We start from the raw sequence: 14,447 nt of genomic DNA on the forward strand, positions 1-14,447 counted from the left end.
AGAGAAGAAAGCTGCTGCCTGAGCCAGAATCAGTCTTTGTTGAATAGCATATAAAGCCTAGAGGAGCAGGTCTTTGAGACCTGTTTTTTTATTGCGTTCAAATGACAACTTAAAATATGCTTTACAACACCAAATCACTAGTGTACTATGTAACTAACACGCGAATACAGAAAGGAGCGAGAGCATCGTGCCTATCGAATTTGATAACAATTTACCGATCTATCTGCAGATCATGCAATACATCAAACGACAGATTGTAACCGGAACGCTCAAGGCAGGGGATAAAATTCCTTCGGTTCGTGAATTGGCTGCTGAATTGCAGATTAATCCCAATACAGTACAGCGAACGTTCCAGGAGCTTGAGCGTGAAGAAGTGGTTGAAACGAAACGGGGTTTAGGTAGATATGTGACAAGTGAGGAGAGGAAGATCATGATGATCAAAAAAGAAATGGCTGGCGAATTGCTGGACCGTTTCCTGACCGGGATGCAAGAACTCGGAATTGAAGAGCAGGATATTGTGTCCATCGTGACGGACGCTTTGGCAGAAGGTGGTCAGGGGAAAGGGGAGAAGGCACATGAGTAACATTCTTGAACTCAATCAGGTCAATAAGGTATATGGCAGGAAGCAGGCACTAAATAATGTCACGCTCAATATTGCTCCTGGCCGAATCGTAGGTCTGCTGGGCAGCAATGGAAGTGGAAAGAGCACACTGATGAAACTGGTCGCGGGTTTGCTGCATCCTGCTAGTGGTAGCATTCAGGTTACTGGCAAGCCAATCGGTCTGGAGACAAAATCACTGGTTTCATTCATGCCGGATCGTCCGTTAACCGAGAAGTGGATGAAAGTGCGGGATGCGATCGCGTACTACCGCGATTTTTATGCTGATTTTGATGAAGAAAAGGCACGGGAGATGCTGGAGTTTATGAATCTTGCCGAGGATGAGCGTGTCAGTCATCTATCTAAAGGTATGAATGAACGGCTGCAGTTAACACTGGCACTGTCTCGCAAGGCTCGGTTATATTTGCTGGATGAGCCGATCGGCGGCGTTGACCCGGTAGCCAGAGGCAAAATTTTGGATGCGATTGTTAAATTTTACGATGAAGACAGCAGCCTGATCATTTCCACACATCTGGTGAATGATATTGAACGCATTTTTGATGAAGTGGTCTTTATTCGTGAAGGCAAGGTGTTTATGCATGAGGAAGTCGAGACAATCCGACTGAAACATGGAAAAAGTGTGGATGAGATGTTTAAGGAGGTCTATGCAGAATGATGACATTGTTGAAGTATGATTTTAGAAGAAGCTGGAACACCCTACTGGCAGGGCTAGTCATCTTGATTATTGTTCAACTGGCACTGACAATATTTGTGTCCTCTGGTGTCACTGCAAATTTGCTTGGTATCATGGCATATGTCGGAGCAGGTGTAGCCATCTATGTGAAGACGATAAAAACCTACACTGCCAACATCCGCTCCTACAATCGTCGTCTGATCCCGGTCACGGGACTATCTCATATGTTATCGCCTATCATTTTTGGTGTACTTTGCGGACTGGGCTTGCTGCTGATTGGTTTTGTCCACGTGTGTCTGTATGCCACACTGAAACTGAAGCTGAGTTTGTTCGTGTTTTTTGATGTACCGAATATAAGTGTTGCAGAAGTCATGAGTACATTGTTATTTACAGGCTGGATTGTTTTGTTTATGACGATCATGATTTTTTTCTCCATCAGTGTAGCGGGAACGTTCCGCTGGAAAACAGGCCCATGGATCGGGATTGTAACGTTCATTGTTCTGATTAACCTGCTTAGCTGGTTGGAAAATTTTATTTTTTCAGGAAAGTTCAGTCCGAATGATCTGTTTCAGTTCACTGAAGAGAGTACGGGCATCTCATTTACAGCCAATGGTGTCATATGGGCCGATGGACGGTGGGGAACTACGGTGTTTGAAATGGCCCTTGCTGCGCTACTCGTATGGGGAATCATATACATGAACACTAAAAAAGTGGAAGTCTGACCCCTACGTTAGCAAATGAATACAGGATGGATATAACGGGTGGCAGAGCTGCTCGTTTTTCTTTTTGGTAGAAATGCCCGGATATATGTATCCTACTCCAGTTTGAATACGTAAATTTATGTATAATGATTGCTTATAGAGTAATTAAAGATGGATTCACATGATGAGCATCTTTAGAAAGGATAAAAACGGGAAGGGGAGAGAGATATGCAATTGTACTTCAGAGATAACTTTTTCAACGCCGGATATACCGAAATTATGAATGCCGATCAGGAACAAGCAGGACACCTGGATTTGAAAAGTGTATTTGGATCATCACTCGATGTATCGGATGAAAAAGGCTTGGTCTGCAGCGGCAAATTCCGCATGTTGACCAATCGCTGGGACGTGACCGCAGCAGATGGCACACATCTGGGGGTACTAAGAGCAAGATTCAGCTTTTTTAGCAAAAAGTATGAGTACGATGCGGGCTCACGTGGCATCTATGATGTATCTGCTCCAGCGTTTTCGCAGGAATATGATGTGACCGATGAATCGGGCCGTGTTGTAGTAAGCTTCCGCCGAACAAGCGGGTGGTTTAGTTCAGGGGCGTTTGTGCTGGATAATCAGTCAGAGTATCTAGACACCTATGAGTTGGTTGCTGTGGTCATGGGCGTACACGCAATTAACAAAAGACGGAATGCAGCCAGCAGCAGCAGTAGTACCTAGAGCGGGATGTGTGGGCGTTTAATTTACAACATTACATTAATCCACGAGGACGAAAATGAGGACCGTTGATCTGTTCCAGTCCATAGGAGTAACGGAACAGGTCAGACGCATCCTGGCAGCATTTCGTCCTTTTGCCTGTGTATCGGGCACACCATCAGAGAAGATGAGATCGAGCAGTAGCGATAGTTCCTAAAGCGACTTTCTATGCTAATCGCCTTGTGCAGCTCGTTCATGGTCCAGTTGCTTAGACTCAGACTGCGCGTAGCGTGCCAGCACCTTTGCGGCAGTCTCGGACATTCGCTCCTGTAGAGCCGGATGATCGATGATGCGAACACGTTTGCCGAGAAAACGCATTTTGGACAACACATAATCAATCTCATTTCGTGGAACCGTCAGCAGAATCCGGTACACATGATTAGCTTCGTTATATTCTACCTCTCTTTCAAAGCAAGAGAAGGCATACAGTATTCGGGACAACTCCGCATTAAACTCAGGCAACACCTCGATGGTGATCGTCGTTTTACGTTTCTCCGTGATCAGGGCGATGCTTGCTTTGTATCGCGATGCTGCCTCCGGTTGAATGGATCTGGCCTCCAGCTTGGTGATGCTATGCAGCTTGGTGGACATTAATCTGGCAAAGTGCGGGGCGTACCAGAGCACATACCATTCCTTTTTGACCATGGAATATTCCAGCTTATAAGGGAACCCGAACTGCTCCTGGCTCGTGCGTCCGCTACGGATGCGACCGGTCATTTGAAACCCCTCACCGTTCAGAATCATCTGCCGTAACGGCCTCAGTAGGGGATGAGAGACACTGTTCTCCTCACTTTTGGCTTTTTCTGTCAGGTAATCTTGCAGATTCAAGTGCTTTTCCCCATCCAGCATATGGTTTAGTTTGGTCAACGTTGGCGGGCTTAGCGCTTCTTGTGCAGCCGGATGTTCCATCATCATACGGAGCCAGGCTCGTTCCTGTGAAGTCCAGGTAAACAGTCCGGTTTCATTCATTCTTGTCATGATCTGGTAGTTGAACATCTTCTCGAACAGGTTCATAATACGCCGCAATCTCCTTCCATTCTTCAATCATTTCCTCACGCAGCTTACGCGGAGCCAGAATCTCACAGCTTGAGCCAAAACTGCGTAGCCAAGGTTTGATCTCCGTTGTTCCGTTTACCTGAATTTCATACAAAAAGCTATGATCCGTTTCGGGTGTAATGGTTCCCCACTGTCCTTGCAGCCGGACGCGATCCAGAATAAAGTTGCGTTGACCATCTTCCGGGTGGAAAAAGCGTGCTTGCACCGTCACGGTGCGGCCTGTATCGACAAGCCAGCTGTATCGGCTAATGTCGGCCCACTCTGTTTTCAGAGCAATCATATGCTCTTCTTCGATGGGATGAAGCTCTTCCAGTTGGGTGATGCCCTCCATTCGAAACTTCACGAATCTTCGCCGGCTCTGATACCCGATCACATACCAGCGGCCATACTGGTGATCATATACCACTTCAATCGGAATGATGCGATTGGAGTTTCCGCCAGCTTCCCGTTCGAATTTTGGATTTGTATTTTGTGAGCTGTAGCTGGAAGGTTTCTTCGGCGAAAAGTACTGAAACTGCACACGTTTGCGTTGCCGAATGGCCCCAAGCAAGGTATACAGATGCGCTTCGTCCAGGATGCGTGAATAATAATGATACTTATAAATATATGGCTCCGTCGCTTCTTCTTGCGGATAACTTGCTTTAATTACTTTTTTCATACTATCGCGCAATAAATATCCCTGCACCGATGGAACCTGTGTGTTCGCCATCATGTCAACAAAGTCGTATAACTCCAGTTGCTCTTCTGGTGTAAGCTGCGTCAGCACATCCTGCTGTAACGAATAACGATAAGGACGTCCGCCCGGCTCTTTACGAACGACACCCACTTCCTCCAAATACTTCAGATCCGAACGGATCGTTTTCTCATCTGGTAGCGCGAGTTCCTCCGGCAGGTCGGCGCAGCAGGCATCGAGCAATTCCATCGCGGTAAGCGAGGTGTCTTGTAGGGTATGTAAAATGACAGACAAGCGCTCCACTTCGGTTTCTTTCATGGATTTGGCGCGAAAAAGGAAGAGCAGGAGCGGCTCGGCCGAATCGCCGTACTGGAAACGAACAAGTTCGTTGATCTCTGAACCGACCTCACTGTCTGTTCGCTGGTCAGCCAGACTCTGACGAATATCTCGCAGCTTCCGCTGTGTTTTATCAAAGGTATGTACAGAGATGCCAAGCCGCTCGGCATACTGCTGACGGTTATATGCGCCGCTGGTCAGAGACAGCATACGCAGGAACTGAATTTCTTTGTCAAAGCTTTCTTTAGCCATCTGACTCACTCCCGATTGGACTATATATTTTTCATTGTATCAAGATAAACGTCTTCTTACATGGCAAAGTTGCTCGAATTCGTTCAAAGCCACGTCGATTCAGACCAAGTTACTGCAATTCATTTCACTTCAAGTTACTGCAACTCACTCTAATTCACGCCAAGTCGCCATACTTTCACCATGTTCGTGGTTGAAGGTTTCATTGCATAATAAGGATGTGAAGCGGGGCTTTGAAAAAGCTCGGCGGATCTGAATTCCGAGGCGCCTAGGAGGGTTACTTCGACTGTTAATCGACCAGGACGTTGGTTCGAATCCAATCGCCGCCGCTTATGGCGGTGTAGCTCAGCGGTAGAGCAGGTAAAACCTTCCCCCTTTTTCCTCGGAAACCTTCTATAGGAACAAAAAATGTTGACCGATTACGTTAGATCCAGAACCTTTTACCCAAAGCGTTTATGAAGATAATTCTAATGTTTCACATAGATGCACAGCATCTTACTCGTAAGGAGGTTATGTGTGATGAGTAGAGCCAAATCATTATTTAATACACCTCAATCTATAGTACATAATCATGATGGCTATGCAGCTTATGAGCGATTGGTCGAGGAACAATATATTCAGATGCTGACGACCAATACGATGAACAATACGTTTTATGCAGATGAACAACAGCTGATGCAAGAAGCGGGGACCACTCATCAGGAGATGGCTGAACTGGATGCAAGTTTCATGGCGAAGGCTTTGGTGTATGCTCGGAATGAAGGATTCATGCGGCTACAGCCTTTGTATGGGCTCGCGGTATTATCTAAGATTAATCCGGAACAGTTCGCACAGGTTTTCTCTCATGTGGTGAAGACACCAGCGGATCTGGCCGATTTTCTGACGATCCTCAGAGGAAGCGGACGGGGAGAGGGAGGACGTGCAGTGAAGCGTCAAGTCAATCGGTTTCTGAACGAAATCAGCGAGTACTGGGCGATCAAATATAATGGACGAGGGCGTGGGTACAGTCTGGGCGATATGATCGTCACTGCACATCCCAAGCCGAAGGATGAGAGGCAACAAGCCTTATTCCGTTATTTGCGGGGGCATGAGACCAGTCTGGTAGACCTCCCACAACTACAGGCACTGGAGAAACTGAAAACGACACGTAACCCCGCCAGTCAGCTCCACCAGATTGAGAAAGGGAAACTGCCGTATTCGGTAGTGACCTCGATCCTTCAGCCAACGCGTCAGATTTGGGAAGCTTTGATGCTCCAGATGCCGATGTTTGCGCTCCTGCGTCATTTAAATGCGATGGATCGTGCCGGTGTTTTTGCCAAAAAGAAAAATATCGCTTACGTCACACGTCGTCTGACGGATGCCGAGGCACTGCGTCAATCGCGGATATTGCCTTTTCGCTTCGTCAAAGCTTATGAGATGGTTGAGCAGGCAGAACTGCGGGAAGCGTTGCAGCAGGCCGTTGAGCTATCCGTGCACAATCTGCCACCGCTATCAGGGAGAACAGCAATTTTCCTCGATCGCTCGGGCTCTATGCAGGGAGACTACTTACGTATCGGTTCCGTGCTCGCACTGGCTCTATACAAACAAACGCAGGGCAACGCCTTGTTCTGGTTGTTCGATCAACAAGTCGAAGATGCGCATCCCAAGCTGGATGAGGGTATTCTTGCTCAGGCAGATCGAATTCGTGCACAAGGCGGAACCGATACAGGAAGACCTGTACGAGAGCTACGGGAGTCCAAAGAGATGGTGGATCGCATCATTATGATTACGGATGAACAGCAAAATGAAGGCAGTCCATTTTATGCCGAGTTAGAACGTTATCGACGGGCAATGAATCCGCGACTACAGGCGTTCATTGTAGATATCACTCCTTACCGGCAAGCGATGGTACCGCCGCGGGATGGTCAAACCTTTTATATCTACGGCTGGAGTGAATCCGTACTGACATATATTGCAGAGACAGCAACAGGGTATGAGACGATTGCCGAGCGTGTACGGAAAATCCAATTCTAAATGAAGGCAGAGAAGGAGGAGAACAGGGATGAGCAATGTAGATCAGGCGATGAGAGATATTATCGCCAGGCAGCTTGCGCAGATTGAGCAGGAGGAACAAGTTCGCATTATCTATGCCTGTGAGTCAGGCAGCCGGGCGTGGGGATTTCCTTCGCAGGACAGTGATTACGATGTGCGTTTTATTTATGTCAGACCTTTAGAGTGGTATCTGTCGATTGAAGATCAACGTGATGTTATTGAACGTCCGATCAGCGACCAATTGGATATTAACGGGTGGGATATACGCAAAGCATTGAAGCTGTTCCGCAAGTCCAATCCCCCGCTTTTGGAGTGGTTACAGTCCCCGATTCAATATGATGAGCAATATAGCATCGCCGAGCAGATTCGGAGTCTGTCGCCGCTGACGTTTTCACCGAAATCTTGCATGTACCATTACCTGAACATGGCTAAGGGAAACTTCCGTGATTACTTGCAGGGCCAGCAGGTGAAGATCAAAAAGTATTTTTATGTGTTGCGTCCGCTGCTGGCCTGTGGCTGGATTGAACGTTATGAAACTATGCCGCCGATGGCTTTTGACGAACTCGTTGAAACCTTGGTGCCAGCGGGCACACCCCTGTATACAGAGATTCATGATCTGCTGCGCCGGAAAAAAGCCGGAGACGAACTGGATATGGAGCCGAAGCTTCCGGCTATACAAGCATACATTACGGATCAGATTGCTCATGTGGAGCAGGTTGCTGTCGGGATCGAAGGACATGTAACTGTGGAAATTGAGGCGTTAAACCGGATTTTTCAAGCAGCTGTGCAGGAAGTCTGGCAATGAACGAAGCAACGGGATACCCTTTATCAAAGGATATCGATCAATGAGAGGAGGAGAAAGGATGCATCTGATTATAAAAGCAAGCGGAGCTGGTGCAGGGGTTATATCCCATCTGCTCGCCAAAAATCCGAATAATGTGTATGACCGGACAGATAAAGGCGTGCGTGTACGGATGGTTTACACCAAAGCGAGTGAGCAAGAGACGGAGGTGTTGATTCATGCCGAGCCTGATCCGGTCGATCTCGTTAGAGGCACACCGGATGGATATGATATCACACAATACATCAATGACCGAGAGTTTGTGACCAGCAGCCTATTCTGCTCTTACATACGGAATGCGTTGGGCACGGCTCTGAATGGAAAACCGAAGGAAGATTATGTGCAGTGGGTGGATCATGCCTTTGAACTGGAGCTAAAGTTTGGCCCAGTGGCCTCTGATCTGCCTGACCGTGTGGTGGAGGAACTGTTCTCCTGTTTAGAATATGACATTACTGTGGAGCGGGGAGAGTCGGCGTATTCGTTTGACCTGAAAAATAGAAGCACGGTTCGTCATATTACCCTGCGAGGTAAGCAAACGATACAACAGGCTTTACGTCAGCTATTTCTACTCATTCCGGTGCTGGATAACTACAAGCATTATTTCATCAGTGAGGATGAGATTGATAAAATCAACCGTTATGGTGAGGGCTGGTTAAATACCCATCCGCTTAAGGGACTTATCGTTAGGCGCACGCTTCATTTTGCCGAACTGATTCGGACGTATGAACGTCTGCATGGAACATTGAATGATCAACCTTTGCGACTGGCACAGCAGAGCGAGGAAGCACAAGGTGATCAGAAGGAAACATTAAAATCGAAATCGGAGTCGGTAATACGTACGCATGAGGATCATAATCCGAATAAAAACACAGGTCAGGCGACAACTGAAGATGTAACTGTAGATTCATCCGAAACACCTGTGCGATTAAATGATTTACGTTACCGAGCGATCACGGACATCGTGGCTTCGTTGCCTGAAAAACGCCGTATTGTAGACATGGGTGCAGGTGAGGGGAAGTTGTCTGCCCATCTTGCCTATATCCCGGGAGTAGAATCGATCCTTGCCGTTGAGCCTTCCGGGCAATCACGTCTGCGGGCGATGGAACGTTTCGCCAAAATGCAGGATCGGGCAGGAGTTCAGGCTATGCCGGAGCCGATGCTCGGTTCCTTGTTTTATTTTGACGAACAGTTACAGCATCAGGATGTCATGATCTTGTGTGAAGTGGTTGAACATATTGAGGAATATCGTCTGGATGGCATTATGGATACGATTCTGAAAGAGTATCAGCCTAAAGTGCTGTTAGTTACTACACCGAATAAGGAATATAACGAAGTATATGCAATGGAGCAAGAGCAATTCCGTCACCATGATCACCGTTTCGAATGGACACGTCAGGAGTTCAATGTCCGATGTGCGGGGTGGGCAGAGAAAGGCAATTATGCTTACGAGATCAGGGGCATCGGTGAGGACAAGGAAGGTTATGGACAGCCGACACAGCTGGTAGTATTCACACAGGGAAAGGAGGGGCATGTATGAGAAAAGAAAGCCAAACGGGTGCGAATGATCGCAAGCGCTCACATCACAGAATAGACGGAGTGCAACGACAATCCGCAAGCCATGCGGAGGATAGACGGGATCGGCAAGACAAGCAGCCCAATCCAGACAGACAGCAGGATGGACAGCGAGAGATTCGATTGCCTTATGCAGGAATGGTTGTGCTGATTGGCCCATCGAACAGTGGGAAAAGCACCTTGCTCGCAAAGCTTGTGGCAGAGGATGTCATTCGTGCTACTGAAGTAGTCTCGTCAGATCAGTTTCGCATGCTGGTCGGTGACGATGAGTATGTGGAATGGAAGCATCGGCCTCGCAGTGAAGCGGATGTGCTGTATGCGGAGTATCAGCAAGTATCGGCCAAGGCATTTGAAGCGATGGAAGCGATGCTCGCCACTCGTTGTCGTCTGAACAAGCTGACCTGGGTGGATGCGACTCATCTGTATCCCGAGGATCGCGGACGGTTAATCGAACTGGCACGTAAAGCCCATGTGCCTATCATCGCTATGGTACTGGATGTGCCGGAGGCCGTGCTGCTCGAACGTGATGATCAGCGCAAGCATCCGCGCGGACGTCAGCGGGTAAAACAGCAGCTACAGCAATTCAAGCGTACGCTGCGTGCGATCCGGGATGAAGGATTCGATGCCAGTTACGTGCTGAAGCACCCTTACCCAGTGACCTTTGTACGTACAGTTAATCCGCTGATGGTAGACATGGGCACAGGTATTGACATCATTGGTGATATCCACGGGTGTTATGATGAAATGATGGAAGTTATCCAACGTCTCGGATACGTGGATGAGCAAGGAGATGGCTTGATGCGACATCCTGAGGGTCGGAGGCTTGTTTCTGTCGGAGATGTGAGCAGCCGCGGGCCGGAATCGTTGAAATGTTTGCTTTTCTGGCAACAACAGTGTGCCGCTGGTCTTGCTTATATGGTAGACAGTAACCATGGTTGGAAAATTGCACGTTATTTGGATGGACGCGATGTCACCTTAAATCATGGGGATGAGCTTGTAGAGGCTGAATTACTTCAGCTCGAACAGGAGCGAGGCAGTGACGAGGCCCAAAGGGTACGGGAATCATTGAAGCATTTTCTGCTGGATGCACCTGCTCATCTGGTGTTTACGCGGAATGGGGTAAGGCAAGTTGTTGTCGCCCATGCCGGGATACGGGATCACTTTATCGGTAAAACGTCGAAGCGCATCCAGGATTACTGCCGTTATGGTGATGTAGAAGGAACGGATGAGAAAGGCAGGCCGATACGTAAAGACTGGTATGTAGATCATGTTTCTGGCGAATGTATTGTCTGGGGGCATGACCCGAGGCCGTATCCTACGATTGTGAATGATACGGTGAATATCGATCAGGGTGTTGTATTTGGCGGTATGCTCACGGCGTGGAGAATGCCGGAACGGGAAATGGTTAGTGTTCCAGCGAAGCAGGACTACGCCCAAGATCCAGACAGTCCGCTGAAGCGCTGGGAAAAGCAGCGGTTTGCACCGCCGAATATTCGCAAGTTCAAGGACGGTTTTACCGTTCAGACGGGGTCGCGGTTGAATGTCGCTGTACAGGGAGAAGTGGTGCAGACGGCACTGGATACCGTGTCTCATTATACCGTGCCGCTGGAGGAATTGGTTTATATCCCGCCAACGATGAGTCCGCCGCCAGGTGAATGCTCTGTAGAAGGTTTTATGGAGCATCCGAGGGATGCATTCCGCTACTATCGTTCACAAGGTGTCACCCGTATGGTAGCAGAGAAAAAGCATATGGGCAGCCGAGCAATTCTGCTTCTCTTCCGGGACGAACAGGCTGCATCTCAGCGTGTGGGCAGACCGATGCTGGGCAGTATTGTGACTCGTACAGGCCGATCCTTTTTTGATCCTGAGACAGAACAAAGGGTGCTTGCCAAGTTACATGCGGAATTGACTGCGGGCGGATATTTCGAACGGTATTCCACCGAATTTGTCTTGCTGGACGCAGAAATCGTCCCTTGGAACCTGAAAGCACGAGAGCTTATCGCTTCTCAATATGCCCATGTTGCGGAAGCGGCACTGATGGATCGCAGCATTGTGGCTGGACACATTCGTAAGGCTATGAACATCGGTCGTGATGTTGCGGACTGGTTACAGGAAAGCGAGAATAAACTGGCGAATGCCCAGACATTCCGGGAAGTGTTCCAGTATTATTGCTGGGATGTGCAGGACATTGGCGACATTCGCATTGCACCGTTTCACACGCTTGCTCACAGCACGGGAACGTTCTGGGAGCATACACATGAGTGGCACATGGAACAAAATCGTGAGTTGGCTCGAATCTCGGAGTTAATGATGGAGACAGAATACCGTATTATTACGGATGAGGCTGATGAGGAAGAGATTATTCGCTGGTGGGAAGATATGACGGCTGAGGGTCATGAGGGCATCGTCATCAAACCCGAGACGTTCCGCAGTTGGAACGGTAACAACATGATTCAGCCTGCGCTCAAAGTGAGAGGACGTGCATACTTGCATATCATCTACGGCATGGATTATCTGGCTCCTGAGCACGTGTCCCGTCTTCGCAAACGTAAAACGTCGAAAAAGGAGAGACATGCGCTGCTTGAAAGTGCTTTGGGCATGGAAGGGATTGAACGCTTTGTGCGAGGAGAATCCATAGAGCGGATTCATGAATGTGTGCTCGCCGCTTTATCTCTCGAATCGGAGCGCGTTGATCCGCGTTTATAGTTCTATGGACTATACGGTTAGTCGGACGAAGCGAAATTAATTTGTCGGTCAATTCAGATTTTCAAAAGCAGTATCCTGGTTTTTAAACGAACTTAAAAAGGAATGTAATGGGATGATTTTTCTTCCTTGTTACATTCCTTTTTTGTTGTTCAATTTTAACGGTATAAACCGATAGTAATGGTGAGTTTTCCAAATAAAGACTCAGAAAGGAAGAGAAGAACATGTTTAAACGTGTAGAAAATGAATTGGAGTTTGCGATGTTCAACGGGATATGGACAACGGTCTGGAACGAAAAGGGGTTTGAGTTCGAGTTCTCAGAGGAATTTCTAGAAAGATATGTCGTGATTACGGAGGAAGGTTACTATGTAGGTTCAATTGAAATCAAACCATACACGGAAGAAAGCCTGATGAACCAAATCGGGCCATTTCTGGAACATCCTTTGATCCAGGCAGAAATGGGGAACATTGCAGAGATTGATAAACTGGCCATATTGTCGACCTTTCGGGGGCGATATGTCACCGATTTATTATCCGCGATTGTACATTATGCGGAGAAGAACCAGATCAGTTATTATGCCATGTTACTGGAGCCGGTGTTGATGAGAGCCTTGCGCATTTCATATCATGTACCGATTCAGAAAGTCGGGGCAAGAGTATTCTATAAAGGGGAGGATGTGATTCCGTCTATTGTGAATGCTCGGGAAGTATATATGAATAAGGAACGGTTTACATGGCTCATTGATCCAAGACATAATGTGATAAAAAAATACAAATAAATTCGTATAACAACAAAATTTCGATATGATAGTTGTTTGTTATCGTGAGATCCCATTGAAGTTGTTATTTCAGCGACTTTTTTCGGTATCAGACATGGCATGTTCTCATTGCCGTACTTATCTCAATATCTATACAGCTTTATGGTATAATAACGAGTTAAGAGCAGGGAATTTTTTGATCGAAACTGGAAGAAATGATAGGGTGATCGGGATGAGAAGACTTGAGTCAGGTATGTCAGTGGACAACGAATTATTTTTTGATATTTTCAGGTATGAAAATGAAAAGATAAGCGGAACGACCGTAACCAACTCGAATGTTGGTTCACCTATATTCTGGAACTGCACTCTGCATCAGCTTGTATTTGATACCTGTGATCTTACGAATACGAGATTTTTTGCCGGTAGTACCATTGATCAGTGTACATTTATTTGCTCGGACTTGCGCTCTGTTGGCATTGCCAAAGGTGAAGCAGTTTTCACCAATTGCGAATTCTCCTCCTGCGATATGAGAGGCATGACATTGGAGAATGCTACGTTTATCGACTGTACCTTTGTTAAATGTAGATTCAATGATCGGATTTTACAAGCTGCCAATATCGTCAATTGTTCCTTTAGTGGCAAGTTAGTGGATATTACGTTTGAGGGGAATGGTAAACAAAAGCTAATCGTCAATTTAGAAAACTGCATCCTTGACGGTGTTCGTTTTGTGGGCTGTGACCTGACACAATGTATTCCGCCAAAATCCAAAAACCATCGGTATGTTGAACAGGTATCCGCACGTGTCAAAAATGCTTTGACAAAGATTGATGATGACCCTGATCTATCTAATGATGATCGGAAAGTACTGGTACGCAGTCTGCGCAAGCTTGAGGGGATGGAACAATATATTTTTAACACCGCACATATGAAGAAAATATATGGTGATGTTTTTGTTGAGCGATTTTTTAGTAGTTTGGAATCAAACTAGTTGCTTGGTATGATGAAAATGGAGGCCTAAGGGCCTCTTTTTTTTGTAAGAAAGATGGGATTATTGAATCAGCCTAATAAACCAAAGCCCTATATCTAATCTTTCTATTCTAGGTAATAATTATAAGAGGAGTGAATAGCATTGGAATCTCACTACGTAACGAGGGGGTAACCTGTATGGCGTCATTGATTTTGCTGGTGAAACAGACGGAGGACGATGAAAAGGTTATTTATCGATTCGGACCGAATGAGCGGAAGATGGGACTCATTGAGATGAACAAGATCAAAGAAAGTGTGAAAGAATTGGAGCCTGTTCAAGTGGATGGAGTCAGTCCCAGCTTTTTTTTCAATAAGGCAGCTCAGTGGCTGGTACGATGTTTGTTCAGAGAAGGCGGCAAGTTCCCAGAGCGAACCACGGTTGAATCATAGTCCATCGTAGGCCTTCTAGGAAGAAGGCTTATTAGATCATTGGGGTAACATCCG

General features: G+C 47.0%; 14 protein-coding genes and 1 tRNA gene. 13 read left to right on the forward strand and 2 right to left on the reverse strand.

The features are described 5' to 3' along the window. The first annotated feature begins 187 nt into the window (after nt 1-187). From AB4Z30_RS10680 to AB4Z30_RS10700, 5 genes are all read left to right on the forward strand, one after another. The gene (locus AB4Z30_RS10680; RefSeq protein ID WP_441926031.1) at nt 188-583 is read left to right on the forward strand and encodes a GntR family transcriptional regulator; all 396 of its coding nucleotides are present in this window, start codon (nt 188-190) and stop codon (nt 581-583) included. Further along, nucleotides 576-1,274, forward strand: a complete 699-nt coding sequence (locus AB4Z30_RS10685) for an ABC transporter ATP-binding protein (RefSeq protein ID WP_441926033.1) — start codon at nt 576-578, stop codon at nt 1,272-1,274. Before AB4Z30_RS10680 ends, AB4Z30_RS10685 begins: the two co-directional genes overlap by 8 nt. Further along, complete coding sequence (locus AB4Z30_RS10690; RefSeq protein ID WP_441926035.1) at nt 1,271-2,014, forward strand: hypothetical protein; 744 nt, start codon at nt 1,271-1,273, stop codon at nt 2,012-2,014. Before AB4Z30_RS10685 ends, AB4Z30_RS10690 begins: the two co-directional genes overlap by 4 nt. Nucleotides 2,015-2,221: 207 nt before the next feature. Beyond that, a complete protein-coding gene (locus AB4Z30_RS10695; protein ID WP_441926037.1) occupies nt 2,222-2,722 on the forward strand; it encodes a hypothetical protein in 501 nt (166 codons plus the stop codon). Between the two features lie 55 nt (nt 2,723-2,777). After that, complete coding sequence (locus AB4Z30_RS10700) at nt 2,778-2,915, forward strand: hypothetical protein (protein ID WP_441926039.1); 138 nt, start codon at nt 2,778-2,780, stop codon at nt 2,913-2,915. Between the two features lie 14 nt (nt 2,916-2,929). Here AB4Z30_RS10700 and AB4Z30_RS10705 read toward each other — a convergent pair whose 3' ends face one another. Together AB4Z30_RS10705 and AB4Z30_RS10710 are read right to left on the reverse strand one after the other, a co-directional pair. Continuing rightward, nucleotides 2,930-3,772, reverse strand: a complete 843-nt coding sequence (locus AB4Z30_RS10705) for a WYL domain-containing protein (RefSeq protein ID WP_441926041.1) — start codon at nt 3,770-3,772, stop codon at nt 2,930-2,932. Continuing rightward, on the reverse strand, nt 3,720-5,075 hold the full coding sequence (locus tag AB4Z30_RS10710; RefSeq protein WP_441926043.1) for a helix-turn-helix transcriptional regulator: 1,356 nt from the start codon (nt 5,073-5,075) through the stop codon (nt 3,720-3,722). Before AB4Z30_RS10710 ends, AB4Z30_RS10705 begins: the two co-directional genes overlap by 53 nt. A gap of 242 nt (nt 5,076-5,317) precedes the next feature. Between AB4Z30_RS10710 and AB4Z30_RS10715 the strand changes: the two genes are divergently transcribed. From AB4Z30_RS10715 to AB4Z30_RS10750, 8 genes are all read left to right on the forward strand, one after another. Then, nucleotides 5,318-5,401, forward strand: a tRNA-Asn gene (locus AB4Z30_RS10715). 190 nt (nt 5,402-5,591) lie between these two features. Continuing rightward, entirely contained in the window at nt 5,592-7,085 is a 1,494-nt protein-coding gene (locus tag AB4Z30_RS10720) for a TROVE domain-containing protein (protein ID WP_441926045.1), read from the forward strand. A gap of 28 nt (nt 7,086-7,113) precedes the next feature. Further along, entirely contained in the window at nt 7,114-7,908 is a 795-nt protein-coding gene (locus AB4Z30_RS10725) for a nucleotidyltransferase domain-containing protein (protein WP_441926047.1), read from the forward strand. A 58-nt stretch (nt 7,909-7,966) separates the two neighbouring features. Beyond that, nucleotides 7,967-9,481 carry a methyltransferase domain-containing protein gene (locus AB4Z30_RS10730; protein WP_441926049.1) on the forward strand — a complete coding sequence of 505 codons (1,515 nt, stop codon included), beginning with the start codon at nt 7,967-7,969 and terminating at the stop codon, nt 9,479-9,481. Continuing rightward, entirely contained in the window at nt 9,478-12,222 is a 2,745-nt protein-coding gene (locus AB4Z30_RS10735; protein ID WP_441926051.1) for a polynucleotide kinase-phosphatase, read from the forward strand. The genes AB4Z30_RS10730 and AB4Z30_RS10735 overlap by 4 nt, the downstream gene beginning before the upstream one ends. Before the next feature lie 221 nt (nt 12,223-12,443). After that, nucleotides 12,444-12,998 (forward strand): GNAT family N-acetyltransferase, encoded by a 555-nt coding sequence (locus AB4Z30_RS10740; RefSeq protein WP_441926053.1) that lies wholly within the window; start codon nt 12,444-12,446, stop codon nt 12,996-12,998. 175 nt (nt 12,999-13,173) lie between these two features. Then, the gene (locus AB4Z30_RS10745) at nt 13,174-13,965 is read left to right on the forward strand and encodes a pentapeptide repeat-containing protein (RefSeq protein ID WP_441926055.1); all 792 of its coding nucleotides are present in this window, start codon (nt 13,174-13,176) and stop codon (nt 13,963-13,965) included. A 176-nt stretch (nt 13,966-14,141) separates the two neighbouring features. After that, nucleotides 14,142-14,393, forward strand: coding sequence for a hypothetical protein (locus AB4Z30_RS10750; protein ID WP_441926057.1), 252 nt, complete (start codon nt 14,142-14,144; stop codon nt 14,391-14,393). Nucleotides 14,394-14,447 lie beyond the last annotated feature (54 nt).

It is taken from the genome of Paenibacillus sp. 2TAF8 (assembly GCF_052114825.1).
Lineage (GTDB): Bacteria > Bacillota > Bacilli > Paenibacillales > Paenibacillaceae > Paenibacillus.

Coding starts and splice junctions, on each gene's coding strand:
- AB4Z30_RS10685 (WP_441926033.1), top strand. CDS start 576: ATGAGTAACATTCTTGAACTCAATCAGGTCAATAAGGTATATGGCAGG.
- AB4Z30_RS10690 (WP_441926035.1), top strand. CDS start 1,271: ATGATGACATTGTTGAAGTATGATTTTAGAAGAAGCTGGAACACCCTA.
- AB4Z30_RS10695 (WP_441926037.1), top strand. CDS start 2,222: ATGCAATTGTACTTCAGAGATAACTTTTTCAACGCCGGATATACCGAA.
- AB4Z30_RS10700 (WP_441926039.1), top strand. CDS start 2,778: ATGAGGACCGTTGATCTGTTCCAGTCCATAGGAGTAACGGAACAGGTC.
- AB4Z30_RS10705 (WP_441926041.1), bottom strand. CDS start 3,772: ATGAACCTGTTCGAGAAGATGTTCAACTACCAGATCATGACAAGAATG.
- AB4Z30_RS10710 (WP_441926043.1), bottom strand. CDS start 5,075: ATGGCTAAAGAAAGCTTTGACAAAGAAATTCAGTTCCTGCGTATGCTG.
- AB4Z30_RS10720 (WP_441926045.1), top strand. CDS start 5,592: ATGAGTAGAGCCAAATCATTATTTAATACACCTCAATCTATAGTACAT.
- AB4Z30_RS10725 (WP_441926047.1), top strand. CDS start 7,114: ATGAGCAATGTAGATCAGGCGATGAGAGATATTATCGCCAGGCAGCTT.
- AB4Z30_RS10730 (WP_441926049.1), top strand. CDS start 7,967: ATGCATCTGATTATAAAAGCAAGCGGAGCTGGTGCAGGGGTTATATCC.
- AB4Z30_RS10735 (WP_441926051.1), top strand. CDS start 9,478: ATGAGAAAAGAAAGCCAAACGGGTGCGAATGATCGCAAGCGCTCACAT.
- AB4Z30_RS10740 (WP_441926053.1), top strand. CDS start 12,444: ATGTTTAAACGTGTAGAAAATGAATTGGAGTTTGCGATGTTCAACGGG.
- AB4Z30_RS10750 (WP_441926057.1), top strand. CDS start 14,142: ATGGCGTCATTGATTTTGCTGGTGAAACAGACGGAGGACGATGAAAAG.